18 protein-coding genes are annotated in these 19,573 nt (G+C 64.6%); 6 read left to right on the top strand and 12 right to left on the bottom strand.

From position 1 onward, the window contains the following. Nucleotides 1-326: 326 nt before the first annotated feature. The 10 genes from API01S_RS03295 to API01S_RS03340 form a co-directional block, all read right to left on the bottom strand. The gene (locus API01S_RS03295; RefSeq protein WP_061303087.1) at nt 327-1,175 is read right to left on the bottom strand and encodes a class I SAM-dependent methyltransferase; all 849 of its coding nucleotides are present in this window, start codon (nt 1,173-1,175) and stop codon (nt 327-329) included. A gap of 196 nt (nt 1,176-1,371) precedes the next feature. Then, the gene (locus API01S_RS28685) at nt 1,372-2,547 is read right to left on the bottom strand and encodes a CMD domain protein (protein WP_084802347.1); all 1,176 of its coding nucleotides are present in this window, start codon (nt 2,545-2,547) and stop codon (nt 1,372-1,374) included. Between the two features lie 24 nt (nt 2,548-2,571). Then, nucleotides 2,572-3,912 carry an acyl-CoA thioesterase/bile acid-CoA:amino acid N-acyltransferase family protein gene (locus tag API01S_RS03305; RefSeq protein ID WP_061303089.1) on the bottom strand — a complete coding sequence of 447 codons (1,341 nt, stop codon included), beginning with the start codon at nt 3,910-3,912 and terminating at the stop codon, nt 2,572-2,574. Between the two features lie 3 nt (nt 3,913-3,915). Continuing rightward, nucleotides 3,916-5,514 (bottom strand): ABC transporter substrate-binding protein, encoded by a 1,599-nt coding sequence (locus API01S_RS03310; protein ID WP_061303091.1) that lies wholly within the window; start codon nt 5,512-5,514, stop codon nt 3,916-3,918. Nucleotides 5,515-5,598: 84 nt separating this feature from the next. After that, complete coding sequence (locus API01S_RS03315) at nt 5,599-6,615, bottom strand: ABC transporter ATP-binding protein (protein WP_006220002.1); 1,017 nt, start codon at nt 6,613-6,615, stop codon at nt 5,599-5,601. Next, nucleotides 6,612-7,622, bottom strand: a complete 1,011-nt coding sequence (locus API01S_RS03320) for an ABC transporter ATP-binding protein (protein WP_061303093.1) — start codon at nt 7,620-7,622, stop codon at nt 6,612-6,614. Before API01S_RS03320 ends, API01S_RS03315 begins: the two co-directional genes overlap by 4 nt. Next, nucleotides 7,619-8,533: an ABC transporter permease gene (locus tag API01S_RS03325; protein ID WP_006219999.1), complete on the bottom strand. Its 915-nt coding sequence runs from the start codon at nt 8,531-8,533 to the stop codon at nt 7,619-7,621. The genes API01S_RS03320 and API01S_RS03325 overlap by 4 nt, the downstream gene beginning before the upstream one ends. Next, nucleotides 8,530-9,504: an ABC transporter permease gene (locus API01S_RS03330; RefSeq protein WP_061303094.1), complete on the bottom strand. Its 975-nt coding sequence runs from the start codon at nt 9,502-9,504 to the stop codon at nt 8,530-8,532. Before API01S_RS03330 ends, API01S_RS03325 begins: the two co-directional genes overlap by 4 nt. Next, on the bottom strand, nt 9,501-10,988 hold the full coding sequence (locus API01S_RS03335) for a flavin-containing monooxygenase (protein WP_061303096.1): 1,488 nt from the start codon (nt 10,986-10,988) through the stop codon (nt 9,501-9,503). The genes API01S_RS03330 and API01S_RS03335 overlap by 4 nt, the downstream gene beginning before the upstream one ends. Further along, a complete protein-coding gene (locus API01S_RS03340) occupies nt 10,985-11,962 on the bottom strand; it encodes a LysR family transcriptional regulator (protein ID WP_061303098.1) in 978 nt (325 codons plus the stop codon). The genes API01S_RS03335 and API01S_RS03340 overlap by 4 nt, the downstream gene beginning before the upstream one ends. Nucleotides 11,963-12,193: 231 nt before the next feature. On the opposite strand from API01S_RS03340, the gene API01S_RS03345 reads away from it, so the two are divergent. Together API01S_RS03345 and API01S_RS03350 are read left to right on the top strand one after the other, a co-directional pair. Beyond that, on the top strand, nt 12,194-12,616 hold the full coding sequence (locus tag API01S_RS03345) for a CopG family transcriptional regulator (protein WP_039884243.1): 423 nt from the start codon (nt 12,194-12,196) through the stop codon (nt 12,614-12,616). Nucleotides 12,617-12,645: 29 nt separating this feature from the next. Continuing rightward, the gene (locus API01S_RS03350) at nt 12,646-13,782 is read left to right on the top strand and encodes an extracellular catalytic domain type 1 short-chain-length polyhydroxyalkanoate depolymerase (RefSeq protein ID WP_061303099.1); all 1,137 of its coding nucleotides are present in this window, start codon (nt 12,646-12,648) and stop codon (nt 13,780-13,782) included. A gap of 81 nt (nt 13,783-13,863) precedes the next feature. On the opposite strand, the gene API01S_RS03355 is transcribed toward API01S_RS03350, so the two are convergent. Next, nucleotides 13,864-14,589 (bottom strand): carbonic anhydrase, encoded by a 726-nt coding sequence (locus tag API01S_RS03355; RefSeq protein WP_061303102.1) that lies wholly within the window; start codon nt 14,587-14,589, stop codon nt 13,864-13,866. Nucleotides 14,590-14,898: 309 nt separating this feature from the next. On the opposite strand from API01S_RS03355, the gene API01S_RS03360 reads away from it, so the two are divergent. Further along, nucleotides 14,899-15,108 carry a hypothetical protein gene (locus API01S_RS03360; protein WP_006219990.1) on the top strand — a complete coding sequence of 70 codons (210 nt, stop codon included), beginning with the start codon at nt 14,899-14,901 and terminating at the stop codon, nt 15,106-15,108. 96 nt (nt 15,109-15,204) lie between these two features. Here API01S_RS03360 and API01S_RS29130 read toward each other — a convergent pair whose 3' ends face one another. Beyond that, nucleotides 15,205-16,068: a hypothetical protein gene (locus API01S_RS29130; protein WP_156487054.1), complete on the bottom strand. Its 864-nt coding sequence runs from the start codon at nt 16,066-16,068 to the stop codon at nt 15,205-15,207. A 128-nt stretch (nt 16,069-16,196) separates the two neighbouring features. Between API01S_RS29130 and API01S_RS03370 the strand changes: the two genes are divergently transcribed. The 3 genes from API01S_RS03370 to API01S_RS03380 are packed head-to-tail and all read left to right on the top strand — an operon-like array spanning nt 16,197 to nt 19,551. Next, complete coding sequence (locus tag API01S_RS03370) at nt 16,197-16,991, top strand: SapC family protein (protein ID WP_006219988.1); 795 nt, start codon at nt 16,197-16,199, stop codon at nt 16,989-16,991. A 21-nt stretch (nt 16,992-17,012) separates the two neighbouring features. Continuing rightward, nucleotides 17,013-17,882 carry a hypothetical protein gene (locus API01S_RS03375; RefSeq protein ID WP_061303104.1) on the top strand — a complete coding sequence of 290 codons (870 nt, stop codon included), beginning with the start codon at nt 17,013-17,015 and terminating at the stop codon, nt 17,880-17,882. Continuing rightward, the gene (locus API01S_RS03380) at nt 17,875-19,551 is read left to right on the top strand and encodes a TolC family outer membrane protein (RefSeq protein ID WP_061303106.1); all 1,677 of its coding nucleotides are present in this window, start codon (nt 17,875-17,877) and stop codon (nt 19,549-19,551) included. Before API01S_RS03375 ends, API01S_RS03380 begins: the two co-directional genes overlap by 8 nt. Nucleotides 19,552-19,573: the final 22 nt, after the last annotated feature.

The raw sequence follows: 19,573 nt of genomic DNA on the forward strand, positions 1-19,573 counted from the left end.
GCTCCCCGCTGTCAATCGGGGTGGGCGGGCGCAAGGCCGGGTTGACAGACCGGTGACAAAAGAAACCGGCGCACGCGAGCGTGCCCCAGCCAAGGCCCGCCCATAGCAGGGACGTGCGTCGGCCTACGGACGTAAAAATGCCGCTATTGCAGCGGCAGTCCGCCTTTTGTCATTTCCAGCTGTCAAACCGGACGGTCATTGGTGTGACCGCAGGGCGAGTATACGGCGGAACGCTATGGAAGCCGCAACGATGCGAGTGACGTTTTTGTCTCGCCCCAAACAACGACCAAAAAGCACAAAGGGCTCCGCAGAGCCCTTCGTCATTTTTATGCAGGCACCGGCACAAAAAACCGATCCTTCAACTCCTGCAACCCAATCCTCTCCAACATCTCCGTCAACCTCTCCGCAGGCTTCCGCGTCGGCAAATCCTTAAACTGCGCGATGATCAGTTCATTCTTCATAGAATGCTCCCACCCCACCAGCTCCGTCACACTAACCTGATACCCATGCGCCTCAAGCTGCAAGCACCGCAGCACATTAGTAATCTGGCTCCCAAACTCCCGCGTATGCAACGGATGCCGCCAAATCTCCGCCAAGGGATCAGCCAGCGCCTTCCCCTTATTCTTCCGTAACACCGAAGCCACTTCAGCCTGGCAGCAAGGCACGACCACGATGTACTTTGCCTTCTTCTCCAGCGCAAAGTGAATCGCATCATCGGTGGCCGTATTACAAGCATGCAGCGCAGTCACCACATCAATCGTCGCCGGCAACCGATCCGACGTAATCGACTCCGCCACCGACAGATTCAAAAACGACATCCCTTCAAACCCCAGCCGCTTCGCCAGTTCCTCTGACGACTTCACCAACTCCTCACGCGTCTCGATCCCATAAATATGGGACCCATTCCCCACGGCATCCTTCTGTTCCTTAAAGAACAAGTCATACAGAATGAACCCGAGGTAAGACTTCCCAGCCCCATGATCCGCAAGCGTCACCGCGCCGCGTTCCTGCTGGACGTCTTTCAGCAATGGCTCGATGAACTGGAACAGGTGATAGACCTGCTTCAATTTACGGCGGCTGTCCTGGTTCATCTTGCCGTCGCGGGTCAGGATGTGCAGGGCTTTGAGGAGTTCGATCGACTGGCCGGGGCGGATGTCGTGGGTTTTTTCTGACATGGGGAAAGGCAAAGCGCCCCGCTGGTGGCGGGGCGCGTAGAGGCGCGGAAAGCGTCAGTTTAACGAAATCGGCAAATGGAGCCGGTGCGCCGTCCTGCGCAGCTCTCCACCAGCCGGGACACAGCGGAGCCGGTTTTACCGGTCCGCTCGTGTCGCCCCTTCGAGGTGGCCCGCGTAAGCGGGTAGGGGGTGAACCTCAAACAGCGGAAGGAAACACCGGCTCGCCCAGATTCAGCATCAGGCGATTCGCCCAGGCAAAGATCGCATCCGAGTGCAGCAGATCCAGGATCTCGCCTTCGCTCAAGCCCACGTCCTTCAATTCCTGCACGCTGTTCGCGTTCACGTTGGCTTGCGCTTCGGTGATCTGAATCGAGAACTTGCCAATCGCCTGTTCGCGCGCCGTCGTGCCTGCGGTGGCCGGGTCTTCGAACACCTGCGCGATCACGTCATTGCGCTTGGCCAGTTGTTCAAAGCGTTGCGCATGGACCGATGCGCAGTACACGCAGCCGTTCACGCGGGACACGAAGGTCGAGCCCAGCTCGCGTTCCGCACGCGACAAGCCGCCCGGCGCGTACATGATGGCGTTGAAGGCGGCCGAGCGTTGGCGCAGGATTTCCGGTTGGTGGACCAGGAACAGGTAGTAGTCCGAGACCTTGGCCTTGGGGTGGCTTTCTTCCAGGACGGCGATTTGTTCCGGGGTGGCGGTGTCGACGTTGACGACGTCCAGCCAGGCTTTCCATTCCAGCACTTCGTTGGTGAAGCCATGCGCCTTGAGAACAGCACCGGGGGCCGTGGTACCGGGTTTGGCGGCGGCGGCGCCGGCTTCGGCGGCGTCCAAGCGTACCGTCTGGCCTTCGGCGGCGTTCAAGGCGGCCAGGCCCGCGACCAGGCGCGTCTGGTACGACAGGAAGGCGACCAGTTGCGACAGCGTGACGACGGCCGGGGTGGAGACGCCTGCTGCGGGCAGGGTCTTCAGTGCGGCTTCGTCGCCTTCGACGGGGTTCTCGATCAGCTTGCGCGTGAATTCCAGCATCGCGGCCAGACGCGGGTTGGCGGCGTCTTCCGGCTTGCCGGATTCTGCGACGGCAATGTCGGCGGGCGCGGCATCCGTTTCCGTCAGGCGGGCGCGGTAGTGCGAGGCCAACAGCGGCGACGGGCTGATGCGGGTGGCGTACAGCGCGACCAGCAGGCGTTCGGCCAGCGTCAGGCCGGGCAGGGCGGGGTCGAACAGCGCGTCGTAGCTGCCTTGCGTGGCGGCGGCGACTTTTTCGCGTTGGTGGCGGACTTCAAACGTTTTGCTGCCGGGGGTCAGGCCGACGAGCTTGTCGACCAGATCATTGGCGGCGTCATAGACGATGGGTTGTTGTGCCATGGGGATGTTCTCCTTGGTGTCTGATCAGCCGGCGTTGCCGGTGTGGCTTGTCGAGGTTGCGGCGGCCGCTGCCGCACGCGCCTTGACCGCCGCGTCCAAAAACTTCTTCACGCCTTCCCACGATTCCTGGTCGGCGCGCGCGTTGTCCTTGGGGTTGCCGCCGCTGGTGCTGATCTTGCCCGACACGGGGTGGGCGTAGACGAGCTGGGTGGTGGGCACGTAGGGGAACAGGATCGAGTGGCCGCCGTTCTCGTAGTCCAGCCACTGTACCGGGTACGGGTGTTTCACTTCGGCCAGCTTGTCCTGCACCATCTTCGAGTACAGGCTCGACGGCCACGAGCCGTCGTCGGTGCCGGACAGCAGCATGACGGGGCCTTCGATGTCTTCCACGCGAATGCGGGCGCGGGCGACGGCGTCGGGATCTTGCAGCGCGGTCAGGATGGCTTTCTCATGCCGATGCGGCGACGGGCCTTCGTCGAACGGGGCCCACGTTGCGGTGCGATTGTTTTCCCAGACGTGGGGGATGGGCTTGCCGCCCAGCAACCACGTGGGGCCTTCGCGGCCGATCTTGGGGTCGCACGCGTTCTGGCCGCTGTGCACGACAGCGCCGGGTACGTAGGCGACGACGGCGGACACTTCCTTGGGGAAGGTCGCGCCCAACAGCAGCACCAGTTCGCCGCCGCGCGACTGGCCGCTGATGGCGACGAAGTCATTCTTCGGCTGAACCTTGGCCCGCAACCAGCGCAGGCCGGTCTGGAAATACTCCAGCGGGGTGTTCGAGATGTAGTCCGACAAGCCCGGCGCCTTGAAGTACGCCAGCGCAAAGGCGGCGTACCCGCGCGAGGCATACAGCGCCGCGCGCGGTTCGTTGATGCCGCCGCCCGAGCCGTTCAGGATCATGACGGCGGGGTGCGAACCGGGCTTGCTGCCGGCCGGCAGGTACAGGGTGCCGACCAGGCCTTCTTCGCGGACTTCGTGGCGCGTAACGCCGTCCAGCGCCAGCCGCTGCGTGAACGTGGCTTGCGCTTGCGCGCCTTCCACGCGGGCGACCACGTCGGTGACCAGGGCGTCGGTCACCGGGTGGTTGAAGTGTTCGCGGCTGGGCGAGTCCACGGGGGACTGCGACCAGATCAGGCCCATGGGCGACAGGCCGGTGTAGTCGCCGGAGACGGGCGCGTCGCGCGTCAGGTCGACGACGCCGTCCTCGTCGGCCTTGAACGCGGCCTGCGCTTGCCAGAGCACGCCGTTGCGGCGGGTTAGCGCGGTGAGTTCCACCGTCTGGCCCGGCGCAACGTGCTCGACCCGGATCTGACGCGGCACGTCGATCAGGGCGTCCGCGGGAGTGATGGTTAGGGTCGGCACCATGGCTTACTTACCCGCCGCAGCAGCCGCGGCAGCGGCCGCCGGTTCTTTGGTGACCATCATGGCGGCCGTGCGGTCGCTGGTCATCGGCGTAACCTTCAGGCCCTTCTTGGTGGCCCAGATGTTCTTGTAGTGGAACAGCGGGATGATGCCGACGTCGTCCGACACCAGCTTGACCGAGTCGCGCAGGATGGCTTCACGCTTGGCCACGTCGAATTCCGAGGTGGATTGCTCCAGCGCGGCGTCAACCTTGGGGTTGGTGTAATGGCCCCAGTTGGACGCGCCCAGGCCCTTCTTGGCGTCGACGGTGGCCAGGATGTTGACCAGCGCGTAGCTGGCTTCACCCGTGCCGTTGCCCCACGCCAGCATGCTGACGGCGAATTCGTTCTTGTTGGCGCGGCCCGAGTACACGGCCCATGGCACGACTTCCACCTGGGTCTTGACGCCGACGCGGGTCCAGAACTGCGCAACCGCCTGGGCGGTCTCCGGGCCTTGCGGGTAGCGGTCGTTGGGCACGTGCATGGTCAGCTTGAAGCCGTCGGGGAAACCGGCTTCGGCCAAAAGCTTCTTGGCTTGCGCGACGTCGTTGGGGATGTCCTTGACGTCGGGGTTGTAGCCGAAGGTGCCCTTGGGCATCCACTGGTTGGCTTCGGTGGCCGCGCCTTGCAGGATGCGGTCGGAAATCGCCTTGCGGTTGATCGCCAGGTTCAGCGCCTGACGCACGCGCAGGTCCAAGAGCGGGTTCTTGTCCAGCGGCTTGCCGCTGTTGTCGGTGATGTACTGGTTGGGCGCGGGGTTGAAGCTGGGTTGCAGGATCATGACGCGCAGGCCGTCGTACGGGTACACCGAGATGTTCGGGGCCTTTTGCAGCTTGGCCAGGTCGGACACCGACACCTTGTCGATCACGTCCACGTCGCCGGCCAGCAGGGCGGCGGTGCGCGAGGCGGCGTTGTTGATGTAGCGGTAGTTGACCTTGTCCCAGGTGGCCTTGTCGCCCCAGTAGCCGTCGTTGCGTTCCATGATGACGCGGTCGCCCGGCGTGTAGGACACGAACTTGTAGGGGCCGGTGCCGACCATGGCTTTGCCCGAGTTGTAGTCTTCGGTGGTGGACTTTTCACCGACGTGCTTGCTGACGACGTGCACCGACGCCAGGTTCAGCGGCAGGTCGGGGTTGGGGGCCTTGGTCTTGACGATGAGGGTCAGCGGGTCCTTGGCGGTCATCGTGTCGATGGTGCGCAGGTAGCCGGCGTAGGTGGCGACGCTGCCCGGCACGGCGCGCGCGCGGGTGTAGGAATAGATCAGGTCGTCGGCGGTGAACGGCGTACCGTCTTGCCACTTGACGCCTTCACGCAGCTTGAATTCCCAGGTGGTCGGATCCAGCGGCTTCCAGCTGACGGCCAGGCCGGGCTGCAACTTGTTCCACTTGTTCTCGATCAGCAGGTCCCAGAAGTGCAGGGCCACCGAGCGGTCGCCGGCGTGGTTGTTCAGCTGCGGGTCCAGCGAGGACAGCGGGTCGGCGAAACCGATCGACAGGTTGTCGGCGGACGCGGCGGCAGAGGCGCCCAGGATGGCGGCGGTCAGGGTGGAAAGAATCAGGCGTTTCATGTTCGGGGTCCTTGGTAGGGAGGGAACGAGGGGTAAGTGTTCCGAAGGCGGCGTTGTGTGTAGCGACAACGCCGCCGATCTGGTTCAGGCCATGTCGTTCAGATGACAGGCGCTTAAATGGTTGATGGCGATTCCCTTCAACGTGGGAACCTCGGTCTTGCAGCGCGGCATCGCATGCGGACATCGCGGATGAAAATGGCAGCCGCCGGGCGGGTTCAGCGGGCTGGGAATCTCGCCCTTGATCGCGGTAAAGATCTTGTGGCGCGACTTCAGGCTGGGAATTTCCGCCAGCAGCGCTTGCGTGTACGGGTGGTTGGGGCGCTGGAACACTTCTTCCACGGTGGCCGTTTCCACGACGCGGCCCAGGTACATGATGACGACGCGGTCGGACAGGTGTTCCACCACGCCCAGGTCATGGCTGATGAACAGGTACGTCAGGTTCAGCTCTTCGCGCAGGTCCATGAACAGGTTCAGGATCTGCGCCTGGATCGACACGTCCAGCGCGGCGACGGCTTCGTCGCAGACCAGCATCGACGGCTGCACGGCCAGCGCGCGGGCGATGCCGATGCGCTGGCGTTGGCCGCCGCTGAATTGGTGCGGATAGCGTTGGCGCAGCGCGGGGTCCAGTCCGGCGCGTTCCAACTGCGCGCTGACGTAGTCGTCAAAGCCAGCGTTGTCCACCAGGCCGTGGATGCGGGCCGCTTCGCCGACGATCTCGTCCACGCGCAGGCGCGGGTTGAGGCTGGCGTAGGGGTCCTGGAAAATCATCTGCACGGACAGGCGCGCGGCGTGGGCGGCGGTGGACGTCATGTCCTGGCGGCGCACGCCGTTCACGCGCACTTCACCGCCCGACGGCGTCAACAGGCCGGCCGCGATGCGGCCCAGCGTGGATTTGCCGCAGCCGGATTCTCCGACCAGGCCGACCACTTCGCCGGGGTTCACGATCAGGTCCACGTGATCGACGGCGCGCGTGATGGCGGGTGGCTTGGACAGGCCCAGCTTCTGCATGGCGCGGCCGGCGGGGCCGACGTGGCGTTCGCCAAAACGCTTGCTGACTTGCGCCAGGTCAATGAGCGGGGTGGGGGCGGCGGATACAGTCATGCCGTCACCTCGTTGTGGATCTGGATGGTCGGATGGAAACAGCGCACGTCGTGTTCGGGCAAGGCTTGTGTGATGCCGGGTTGCTGGCCACAGGCGGCGGTCGCGCGCGAGCAGCGGGCGGAAAACGCGCAGCCTGCGGGCAGGTGCAGCAGGTTGGGCGTCATGCCGGGAATCTGGCGCAGGCGCTGGCCCCGCTGGTTGTTGCTGGGCAGGCTGTCGATCAGGCCGACGGTGTAGGGGTGCTGCGGGCGGTCCAGCACGTCGTCGACCTTGCCGTGTTCGACGATGCGCCCGGCATACATGACGGCCACGTCGTCGGCAAGGCCGGCCACCACGGACAGATCGTGCGTGATCCAGATGAGGCTGGTGCCGTGCTGCTGCGCCAGCTTCTGCACTTCGGACAGGATTTGCGCCTGGATGGTGACGTCCAGCGCGGTCGTGGGTTCGTCGGCAATGATGAGGTCAGGGCGATGCAGCATGGCAATCGCAATGGCCACGCGCTGGCGCATGCCGCCCGACAACTGGTGCGGGTAGGCAAGCAAACGTTCTTCCGGGCTGGGTATCCCCATCATGCCCAGCGTGTCGCGCGCCAGGATGCGGGCTTGCGCCTTGCTCATCTTGTTGTGCGCGCGCACGGTCTCGATCATCTGCACGTCTACGCGCAGGACCGGGTTCAGCGTCATCATCGGATCTTGAAAGATCATGGCGATGCGGTTGCCTTGCAACTTGCGCAGATCGCGCGGCGACAGCTTGGTCAGGTCGCGGCCTTGAAACAGCACTTCGCCGCCCACGATGCGGCCCGGCGCGTCGACCAGGCCCATGATGGAAAAGCCGGTCACGGATTTGCCCGAGCCGGATTCTCCGACCAGGCCCAGGATCTTGCCGCGCTCCAAGGTGAACGACACGTCGTCCACGGCGGGCAACACGCCCGCGCGGGTGTGAAAGTGCGTGCGCAGGTTGCGCACTTCAAGCGTGGCCGGCGCGCCGGTGGCGGTGCGGTCGGTCATTTGTGAGTCCTCGGGTTCAGCACGTCGCGCAGGCGGTCGCCCACCAGATTGATGGCGACGATGGTGATGAGCAGCGCGATGCCGGGGTAGAAGCTGATCCAGTATTCACCGGACAGCATGTATTGGAAGCCATTGGAAATCAGCAGGCCCAGCGACGGTTCGGTGACCGGCACGCCCAGGCCCAGGAAACTCAAGGTGGCCTCCAGCGTGATGGCGCGCGCGATCTGCAAGGTGCCGATCACGATCAGCGGCGGCAGGCAGTTGGGCAGGATGTGCTTCAACATGATGCGCCAGTTGGGTATGTCCAGGCAGCGCGCGGCTTCGACGTATTCGCGGCGGCGTTCGACCAGCGCCTGACCGCGCGCGGTGCGGGCGTAGTACGCCCATTCCAGAATCACCAGCGTCAACACCACGTTGCCCACGCCCTTGCCCAGGTAGGCCAGGATCATCATGGCGACCAGGATGGACGGGAAAGACAGGATCAGGTCGACCAGACGCATGATGAAGGCGTCGACCTTGCCGCCCGCGTAGGCGGCCAGCAGGCCCAGCAGCGTGCCGACGATGCCGGCGATGACGGCCGAGCCCACGCCCACCATCAGGCTGATGCGCAGACCGTACAGAATGCCGGACAGCAGGTCGCGGCCCTGGCCGTCGGTGCCCAGCCAGTAGTGGAAGGTGTCCAACCCGTTCATGGACCCGGGCGGCATGCGCGAATCCAGCACGTCGATCTGCAACAGGTCATACGGGTTCTGCGGCGAGATCCAGGGCGCGAAGATGGCGGCCAGGATCAGCAGGGTGGCGATGACCAGCCCGAACACCGCCGTCTTGGACGACATGAATTCGGTCAGGTTGCGGCGCCAGGGCGATTCGCGGCGCAGAGCGGGCGCTTGGGAAGTCGAAGCGGTGCTCATGCCGAGCCCTCCAGCCGTACCCGGGGGTCCAGCACTTTATAAAGAATGTCGACGATCAGGTTCAGCGTCACGAACAGGCACACGACGACGATCAGGTAGGCGACGATGACGGGGCGGTCCAGGGCGTTCAGGCTGTCCAGGATCAGCTTGCCGGCGCCGGGCCACGAGAAGATGCTCTCGGTGATGACGGCGAACGCGATGGTCGAGCCCAGCTCCAGGCCCAGCACGGTCACCAGCGGGATCATCGTGTTGCGCAGCACGTGCACACAGACCACGCGAAACGGCGACAGGCCTTTGGCGCGGGCGAATTTCACGAAGTCCAGCGGGATCACGTCGCGCACGCCGGCGCGCGTCAGGCGGATCACCAGCGAGATCTTGAACAGCGACAGGTTCAGCGCCGGCAGGATCAGGTGGCGCCAGCCGTCGGCCGTCAGCCACGACCACTGAAAGCCCAGGAACTCCACCGTCTGCCCCCGGCCGCTGGCGGGCAGCCAGCCCAGCGACACGCTGAACGTCATGATGAGCATCAGCGCCACCCAGAAGGTGGGCAATGAAAACCCGACGATGCTGCCGGCCATGATCATCTTGGAAAAACGGCTGTCGGGGTAAAGGCCGGCGATGAGGCCCAGCGGCAGGCCGACGAGGACGGCCAGCATCAATGCGCTGATCGCCAGTTCCAGCGTGGCGGGCAGGCGCTGGATCACCAGTTCAATCGCGGGAATGTTGTAGACGAAGCTGTTGCCCAGATTGCCGTGCAACGCGCCGTTCAGGAAGCCCAGGTATTGCTGCCAGAGCGGCTTGTCCAGGCCGAGCTCCGCGATGATGCGGGCGCGATCGACCTGGTCCACATCCTGGCCAATAAGAATGTCCACGGGGTTGCCAATGGCATGCAGGCCCACGAAGACGATCAGCGTCATCAGGAACACCACCACCGCGGCTTGCGCCACACGGCGTATCAACCAACCGGTCATTGCGCGGTCTCCGCTTGCGAGGCCGGGGCGACGACGGGGGCGGGCGGCGGGGCGGGGGTCCACTCATCGCCAAACACTTCCGGTTCCGAAAACGCTTCCATGTTCGCGTAATACGTTTCCACGTCTTCGCGGTAGAACAGGCCGGCGATGCCTTGCGCCAGGCGCTTGGCGCCTTCGCTGATGGCGGGGATGTCGCCGGAAATCGTGCCTTGGGTCAGCGCGGCCGGGTACGAAAAGCAGTGCACTCGGTCCAGGCCGGGGCAGGCGCCGGGCACTTTTTCCTGCAATTCGAAGACGGGGCCCAGGTCGGGCGAGTCGTGCAGTTCCTGGTCTTCTTCGCCTGAGGGCGGGGTAAACCTGTCGCCCCAGTTGCGCACGTGAGGCGCCAGCGGCGCGAATTCCGGCCGCACGGTCCAGTCGATGCGAAAGCCCGTGGAAAAGATCAGGAAGTCCAAGACGAAAATGCCCTTGGGCGTGGTGACGTGGATCTCGTCGCCGACCATCGCCAGCGCCTGCACGCCACAACCCAGGTTGAAGCGGGCGTTCGGAAAGCGCGACACGCGCAAGGTGCTGCCGCGCGGGGGCGGCACTTGCGCGGCGTTGATGTAGTGGCGGATCTTCCACTTCCATTCGTCGGGCAGCGTCAGGTGGCCGTGGGTCAGGCCGGGGTTGCCCGCGCCCTTGCCCTTGTTCACGCGCGGGATGTCGTTGCGGCGGATCAGCAGGTCGACGCTGGCGGCGCCGGCTTCCAGCGCGGTCGCGGCGCTGTCCATGGCGGACGCGCCCGCGCCGACGACGCCGACCCGCTTGCCGGCCAGCGTGGCGTAGTCCATGACGTCGGACGAATGCGCCCAGCGGTCGCGCGGCAGGGCTTTTGCAAACTCAGGCACGTGGGCGCCGCCCAGGCCATCGCGGCCGGTGGCCAGGACGACGCGGCGCGCCAGCACGGTGCTGCGTCCGGTGGGCGATTCGATGTCCAGCTGCACCAGGCGGTCGGCGCGCGGTTGCACCGACAGCACGCGGTGTTCGTTGCGCACGTCCAGGTTCAGCACGCGGCGATACCAGCGCAGGTAATCCATCCATTGCAGGCGCGGAATCTTATCCAGCGCTTCCCATTCGGCGGCGCCGAACTGCGCTTCGAACCAGGCGCGGAAGGTCAGCGCCGGCAAACCCAGCGCGGGGCCGGTCAGCTGCTTGGGCGAGCGCAGCGTTTCCATGCGCGCGGTGGTGGCCCAGGGGCCTTCATAGCCAGCGGGGGCCTGATCGAAGATGGGCGCGGTGATGCCCAGGTGCGTCAAGGATGCGGCGGCGGCCAAGCCGGCCATGCCGCCGCCGATGACGACGACGTCCAGCACCTGCTGGCCATCGACCAGACGGGGCGCGACCCAATTCTTGGCGGGAATTTCCAGCCAGGACAGGTCTTGCCGCAGACGCGCTTCAAGCGCATCCAGGCCTTGCGGCGGGGTGGCGACGGGCAGATTCATAGCGGGGGAGTTTCCAATACAGGGGCGTCGTCACCGTAGACCGACTGCAACAGCGCCGCGTGTTCGCAGGCATCGTGCAGGACGAAGCCAGGGAGCAGGGCGGCGGCGGCCTCGGCCAGCGCGTCGGCCATGGCCTGGCAGGCGGGGGTCAACGGTTGCGACTGCGGGGTGATGACCCCGAAGAAAAAAGGGATGTCCAGGTCGATGGGACGGATCGCCACGCCCGGCATGGGGACGCCGTAAGCGGTGATCGGTTCCAGCACCGACACGCCCAGGCCGGCGCGCACGGCGGCCAGGGCGTTGACGGACGAATTGGTTTCGATGGTGCCGGGCGCATTGCCCTCGGGCGCCAACGCGGCGTCCAGCCTGCGGCGCAGGCGATAGGGGTTGGCCATGGTGATAAGGCGGCGGCCAGCTAGCTGGGTCACGGGTACAACAGTGTGCGCGGCCAGCGGATCGTCTTCGCGCAGCGCCACCACGCACGGCGCTTGCGCGATCCAGTGCACGGTCAGGCCGCGATGTTCCAGCGGCAGGCTGGTCGCGCCCAATTGGGCCGCGCCGGTCAGCACCGCGTGCACCACGCGTTCGGGCGAGGCGCTGCGCACCTGGATGCGGGCCGCGCCGGTCTGGGATTCGATGCGCTTGAGCGCGTCGGGCAGGAGCCCGGCGGCCAGCGCGGACGTGGCGGCCAGCAGCAACGGCTTGGCCTGACCGCGCGCGATTTCCTCGGCGCGGCTGCGGATCTGCTGCAAGCTGGCCAGCGCGCGTTCGACGTCGTCATAAAGCAGAAAGCCCTGTTCGGTGGGTGTCACGCGCGGCCCGCTGCGGCTGAACAGGGCATAGCCGATTTCGGCTTCCAACTCTTGCAGCAGGCGACTGATGGCCGGCTGCGAGCGCCCGAGCAGACGCCCGGCAGCGGTGACGCTGCCTGTAGACATGACGGCCGCGAAGGCCCCGAGTTGGCGAAGTTCCATCTGTGTTGCTTTATGCTCAGAGCGAATTCTTGCCCGGCAAGTATGCGCTTCGCAAATAGTTAAAAGGCATAAGCAAATTCCCTAATAGGGCATTTCCTTATGCTTTTTCATAACCCCGAGTTATTTCAATGACTTAGGGGACAGATCGGCATCTCTCCGGGCCAATTCCCAAGGTCTATCAAGTTGAAACATCCATAAGCCATCCACTTGGATGGTTTTATGATTTCGACCATGCCTCCACGCGCTCCTACCCTCGCTTCCGCTCCCAAGCCCTCGGACGAAAAGATCACGATCAACCTCGGTTATGTCGACCTGGGCCAGATCGATCTTCTGGTTCAAGAAGGCTTCTACGCCAACCGGACCGACCTGATCCGCACCGCCATCCGCAACCAGCTTGCCGCCCATGGCGACGCGGTGCGGCAGGCGGTCAGCCGCAAGACCCTGGTGCTGGGCATCCAGCACTACACGGTCGACGATCTGCTGGCCGTACAGGCCGCGGGCCAAACCTTGCAGATTCGGATCCTGGGCCTGGCGACCATCGCGGCCGACGTGTCGCCCGAGTTGGCGCTTGCCACGATCGAATCCGTGACGGTGCTTGGGGCCTTGCATGCCAGCCCGGCCGTCAAGGCTGCCCTGCGTCAGCGCATCCGCTGACTTGTTATCGCCGCTTAAAAGGTCAATCCATGCATCCAGAATTCCAGCAGTTGATGAGCCAGGCCACCCGGCTCACCCGTTCCGGCAACCTGGCCGCCGCCACCGCCGCCATTCAAGCCGCCTTGATGGGCGTATCGCCAACGACAGCCTCGGCCGCGCCGCGTTATGACGAGGCCGACGTGATCGACGTCGAAGCGCGCGAGGTGCCCGATGCGGCGCCGCGCAGCGCGACACCGACGCCGGCGGTCGATCAAGACGGCTCGCCCGCACCCAAGCCCACCATGGACACCCCGCGCGGCACTACGCCGACGCCGGGCGATTTCTTCACTAGCGGCACCTTTCGCAATGCTTCGGGCCAGCGCGCCTACAAGCTGTACGTGCCGCCCGGCGCCAACGGACAGGCGCGCCCGCTGGTGGTGATGCTGCACGGCTGCACGCAGGACGCCGATGATTTCGCGGCGGGCACGGCGATGAACGAGGCCGCCCGTGAACAAGGCTTCTATGTGCTGTATCCGATCCAGCCGCGCGACACCAACCCGCAAAAATGCTGGAACTGGTTCAAGCACAACCACCAGCAGGCGGGCCGGGGCGAGCCATCGATATTGGCGGACATGACGCGCCACGTCATCGCGGAACATGGCATCGACACGCGGCGCGTCTATGTGGCCGGCCTGTCGGCAGGCGGCGCGATGGCGGCCATCCTGGCCAACGCCTATCCGCGTCTGTATGCGGCGGCGGGCGTGCACTCGGGCCTTGCGGCCGGGGCGGCGTCGGACCTGCCATCCGCCTTGTCCGCCATGAAAGGCATGGGCGTGAAGACGGGGGCGTCGGCTCAAGGGTCCGCCCCGACCATTGTTTTTCACGGGGATCGCGACAGCACCGTGCACCCGGCCAATGCCGATGCCGTGGTCGCGGCCAGCGCGGGAACCGATGCGCGCGTGCAAAGCGAACGCAAGGCCAGCGACAAGCGGGGCCGCGACAGCACCCGGCGCGTCTACACGAATGCGGCGGGCGAAGTGGTCGCGGAATATTGGGAAGTGCATGGCGCGGGCCATGCCTGGGCGGGCGGTTCGCCCAAGGGTTCGTACACGGACGCGAGCGGCCCGGACGCCACGCAGGAGATGCTGCGCTTTTTCTTTGAACATCCGCTGGCAGCCAAGCCCTAAGCGGAGGGGTTTGCCGACGATCCGGTCGCGGCCTGATGCTGGCCAGGCCGCGACCGCGCAAACCGTTTCAGTGCTGCGTCATCAAACCAGCTTGACCTTGCCGCTGGCCAGGTCGTACACACCGCCTGCCACCATTAACTTCTTTTGCTCGACCATGCCGCGCAATATCGGCTGCGCCGTCTGCAATCGCTGCACGGCCAGCCGGACGTTTTCAGCGATGGCGGCGGCCAGCAGGTTCTTGGGCTCGCCCTTGCTGGCGCGTTCGACGGCGGGCTTGATGGCGTTGACCAGTTCGGGCAGGTGGCCGGGCAGCTCGGCCTGCTCTTTCAGAACCTTCACCGTGGCATCGACCGCGCCGCAGTTGTTGTGGCCCAGGACCAGAATCAACGGCACGTTCAGGAACTTGGCGGCGTATTCAAAGCTGGCCAAGCCGTCGTCATTGACGAAGTTTCCCGCCACGCGCACCAGGAAGACGTCCCCCGGATTCTGGTCAAACGCCAACTCGGGCGCCACCCGCGAATCAGAGCAACTGAGTATCGCGGCAATCGGCTTTTGTGTTTTGACGAGGGCCGCCCGGCCCGCTGAAAAGTCCCGCATATTGGGTTTGTTGGCCGCATAGCGGGCGTTGCCCGCCATCAGTCGCTTCAACGCTTCCTCGCCGCCGATATCGTTTGACGGGACTTCGGCGTTGGCTGTTGGCAGCCAGCCAGTCGCGCCGAAAGCGGCAAGTGTCGCCGCGCCCAACAGCAGGCGGCGGCGAGGGGTGACCAGCGCTGAAGCGCTCAGGCATTTTGCACAGTCGCACATGGAGGTTCTCCCACAGGACAAAAGGTCCAGAGAATTCGTGCGCAATCATTGTGCGGCGATAACAATGTTCCGGCTCAATAACCGGCGGCGACTTCACAATTGTTTATTACCCACTGATGACATGCTTCCGGAACGCAACAGGTGAAGGGCTTGTTTGCGAACCCTTACATGGTAGTTACGACTCCAACGATAGGATTTCGATATTCGAATATAGGAGTCCATCATGAATAACGAGAAGCCGACACCCGAACCGAACAAGCGTCGCTGGCCTTTCGGCTATGGGGACGAGAACATTCGCAAGGAGGCGTCATGGACTGCTCAGTAGAAGGCAAGGTCGCCTTCGCGGACGGCCATTCGTACCACTTCGCCACGGTGGATGCGGCGCTGGCGTTTGCCGAATGCGTGAAAAGCTCGCAGCAGCCGGGGCAGTGCGCGGCCGCCAATGGCTGTACGCAAACCGTGAAACTGGAAGACGTTGCGGCGGCGGAACAGAAGGAAAAGGAAGAAGACCGCGGATAATGTGACGTCATAAGCGCCACACGCCATGCGCGCTGATAAGCAATAAACCCACGCGCCCCGTCGGCATTGAATGCCCTCGGGGCGCGTCGCGTTAAGTCATGCCGTTTGCGCCCAGGTGGTGCCCTTCACACGTGGCGTGCCGGGTTTGCCATAAAACCAATAGGCGCATAGAAACGCGCTCAACATACCGGGCAGGCCGCCCACGAAAAACGGGAATGCCGCATCGCTCAACGCCGCGTCGCGGCTGGTGAACGGCAGGAAAAAACCCATTCCAAAAAAAGCGCCGATCAGCGCAATGCGCGCCATCGCCCACCATGATGAGCGCAACGGCCGCAGCGCGCCGGCCACGACGCCGCACAGCAGCGCCGGGATTGCCCCAAAAAGATAGAACCAGGGCAGGCCGAAGATCATGGTGATCAGGTTTTTGGGATCCTGGGAAAGAATGCTCAGAACCAGCGTCACCGCGATGCCGCCAATGGCGGGGGCGAAAAACGCATACATCAATGCGCCGGAAATAATGTCGCTGCGCAGGCGGGTGCCGGTGTCGTCAGGGCTGCGGTGGGTCAGCCGATAGGCGATGGACGCCAGGGCGGCCATAAGCAGGATTGCGGCGGTGATGGTCAATTTCATGGGCGACATTCTGGCATGACGATGGGCGCAGTTCGCCCAAAACAAGGGCCTGCTGCGCGCGCCACCTTCGAATCGATGTTTCGAGCCTTGTCGGCGTTCTACGACTAAAGACCGATGTATCGATGGATGAGTAGCGCTATTGTGCCGAGCCAATGCCGTTGCCGACGACGCATTTCGCATAAGTTTGCGCGGCTGCGAATGGTCGGCCGTCCTGCATAAATCTGCAATATTCCGATTTTTAACGCCATTAATGAGGCGAGGGGTATAAAAATCCTTTTCTTCATAGGGAAAATGCCCAATTTTCGCTCTGGACGAAGCCTTACAAAACACGTCTAATTCTTGCGGTTGTCATCCCTATGGCGGATGGAGCGCCGTCCCAGTACGGGGTTGGCGCAGCAAGTGGGCAAGCGGGCCCGGCATCGAATAAGTAACAAAAATCAGGTAAGGAGAATTAAATAATGTCAGCGACTATGTTTTATGAACGCGCCGTGGCGCTGGATCGCGCCGCGCACCAAGAAACCAAAATCCAGATTCAGCCGGATCATTACGCATTCGCGCAGGACACCAATGCGCTGCCGATTGCCGCCAGCGAATTCGCCGACGCCGGCCGCCATTACCCGATCGTGTTCGTGGGCGACGAAACCGGCAATTTCCATGTGGCCGTGCTGCTGGGCCTGGAAGACAAGTCGAACCTGTTCGTGACCGAGCAGGGCACGTGGAAAGCCGACACCTACGTGCCGGCCTTCGCCCGCCGTTATCCCTTCGTGCTGGGCACGACGTCCGAAGCCGACCGCCTGGCCGTGTGCATCGACGAATCCTATCCGGGCGTGAACAACGCCGACGGCGTGGCGTTGTTCGAAGACGGCAAGGAAACCGGCTACCTCACGCAGATGATGGAATTTCTGCGCGTGTTCCAGGGCGAAATGGAACTGACCAAGAACATGGCCAAGCGCTTGAACGAGCTGGGCCTGTTGTCGGCCAAGACCATCACGATCTCGCAAGCCGACGGCGACCGTTACCTGAGCGGCTTCTGGGTCGTGGACGAGCAGAAGTTCGCCGGCATCGACGACGCCCGCGTGGTCGAGCTCCAGCGCGCGGGCATCCTGCGCCTGATCGAACTGCACCGCGCCTCGCTGGGCAACATCCAGCGCCTGGCGATGCAGCTGGACGAGCAGCGCCGCATCAAGGCGCAGCAGCAAAAAGACGTGGCGTCTTCCACCGACGCCGCGCCCAGCGACGCGGCGCTTGCCTGACGCCGTCGCGGCCTCCAGCCCATGCTGACCGCGACGCTGACGCCGGCGCTTGCCGACGCCTTGGGCGCGGCGGCGGCCGAGTCCGACATCCAGATTCCGCTGCACACGCTGCGTGGCGACGCGCGCGTGTGGGCCGACCGGCTGCTGTCCGTTTTCAGCGGCAAGCAGATCGACGGCGTGGAATGGTCGATGAAGTTCTCGGCGGCGGGCCTGGTCGGCAATCGCTTCATGCTGGGCGTGCAGCGCGAACACTGGCATCAGTTGGACGTCGCCACGCTGTCGCAGGCGCTGGCGATTCCGCAGCCGCTGTGGATGCGCGTGCTTCAGGACATGGAGCACGCCCGCGCCATGTTCTTCGCCTACGAGCCGGATGACGGGGCGGGCACGTACCGCATCTACCTGGAATTCATGCCCACGCCCGAGGCGCTGCGCCAGCACGGCGTGCTGCCCCTGGGCTGCGGCTACAAGTGGCATCCGGCCACGCAGCGCGAAGCCGCCATCACCGCCTATCGCATGCGTTATCTGGCGGACCGCGCCGCGTTCGACGCCCATCTGGCGCCGCGTCTGGCGCTGCTGGCCAACCCCGTGTTACGCCAGGTGGCCGAGCGCATCATCGCCCAGGCCTGCGAGCAAGCCGATCCCGCCGGCTTCATGTTTCTGGAAGTGGACGAGGCCGATACCCGGCGCGATTCCTTCACGGTCACCTTTCGCGGGGCGGACCTGCCTTTGCGAGCCTTCATTCCCGACCTTTTGCGTTTGGCCGCCAGCATGGCGCTGGCCGAAAGCGAGGTCCTGGGTTTTCTATTGCCCGACGAACCGCGCAGCCTGTACAGCCTGGCTGCCGGCGCCGCGCGGGACGGACACGAGTTCCTGACTGTCTACTATGACTGACAACGACAAGTTTCTTCTGCGTCCCGCGCATGCGCGCAAGGGCGCGATCGCGCTGGCCGTCCTGACCGCGATGGGCATCGCCGGCTGCGCCGCACGCGGTGGCGCATCCGACACGAAGGCGCAAGCCGCGCCGGCATCCAGCACGAACACCGCAAGCACGGACGCCGCACGCGCGGACGCCGCCCCTGGCGTGCAGACCGAAGGCGGCACGCTCCAGATGGGGCAACGCACGCCGCAGCAGGATTCGGCGTTCGGCAAAGCCACGCCCAGCGCGCAGATGGACACGGTGGCGCCGTCGCCCGCGCCGCGCTTTGACGAAAACACCGTCCTGCCCGCGCCCGTGTCGTACCTGCCGCAAGACAACCCGGCCTATAACAGCGCCCAGCTGCCCGACCAGACCGAGCCGATGACGCTGGATCAGGTTTACATGATGGCGCTAAAGAACGACCCGCAATTGCAGGGTGCGTATCAAGAATTGCAGGCGGTCGGTTATGGCGTGACCTCGGCGCGCGCGGGCCTGTTGCCCAGCGTCAGCGGCGAAGTGAACCGCAGCCGCGTCAAGCAGAACGTGGTCGAAAGCGAAAACGCGGTCTATCAGACCGGCCGCGCCAACTGGGCGGAAAACGGTTGGGCGCTGACGCTGAACCAGCCCATCTTCGAGCTGGGCGCGTATCACAAGTGGCGCCAGTCGCAGGACGCCGAACGCAAGGAAGTGGCCAGCTACGCCTACGCGCAGCAGGATCTGATGCTGCGCACCGCCACCGCTTATCTGAGCGTGCTGGCCGCGCAGGACCAGGTCGAGCTGACCGAGGCCGAACGCCGCACCACCCGCAAGCAGATGGAACTGGTGCAGGCGCGTTATCACAGCGGCCAGGAAACCCGCGTGGGCCTGAGCGAAGTGCAGGCGCGCCTGGACATTCAGGACGCCAATACGCTGCTGGCGCAGAACGACTACCTGGACAAGCAGCAGGCCGTTCAGGAAATCATCGGCTACGGCAACCTCAAGCTGCGCCCCGTGCGCAAGGACCTGCCGATGACCTTGCCCGCGCCCAACGACGCGCAAGCCTGGCTGCGCACCGCGCTGGACCAGAACTGGTCGATCCGCGCGGCCTCGGCCGGCGTGGCGGTGGCGGAAAAGGAAGTGGCGGTGCAAAAGGCCGGCTACTACCCCAGCCTGAACCTGCGCGCCTCCACCGGCCGCAACGAAACCGGCGGCAGCCTGTTCGGCGGCGGCAGCACCGTGGCCGACACCCGCGTGACCGTGAACCTGTCGGTGCCGATCTTCCAGGGTGGCTACACGTATGGCATGAGCCATGCCGCCGCCAGCCGCCTGAGCGCCGCCTCGTCCGACCTGAGCCTGACGCGCCGCAAGGTGCAGCGCCAGGTGTTTTCGTCGTTCCAGAACATCGTGATCGGCGTGGACCGTATCCGCGCGCTGAACAGCTCGGTGCAGTCGTTCGAACTGGCGCTCAAGCTCAAGGAAGAGGGCTTCACGGCGGGGCTGAACGACATCGTCAGCGTGCTGGACGCCTCGCGCAATCTGTACAACGCCAAGCGCCAGCAGGCCGAGGCTGGCTACAACTTCGTGCTTGACGGGCTGAAGCTCAAGCAGGCGGCGGGCACGTTGAACGCCGCCGATATTGCGGCGATCAGCCAGCAGATCATGTAGTGCGCGGCGATCCGCCGCGCGT

The sequence above is a fragment of the Achromobacter piechaudii NBRC 102461 genome (assembly GCF_001571245.1).
Taxonomy (GTDB): Bacteria; Pseudomonadota; Gammaproteobacteria; order Burkholderiales; family Burkholderiaceae_B; genus Achromobacter; species Achromobacter piechaudii.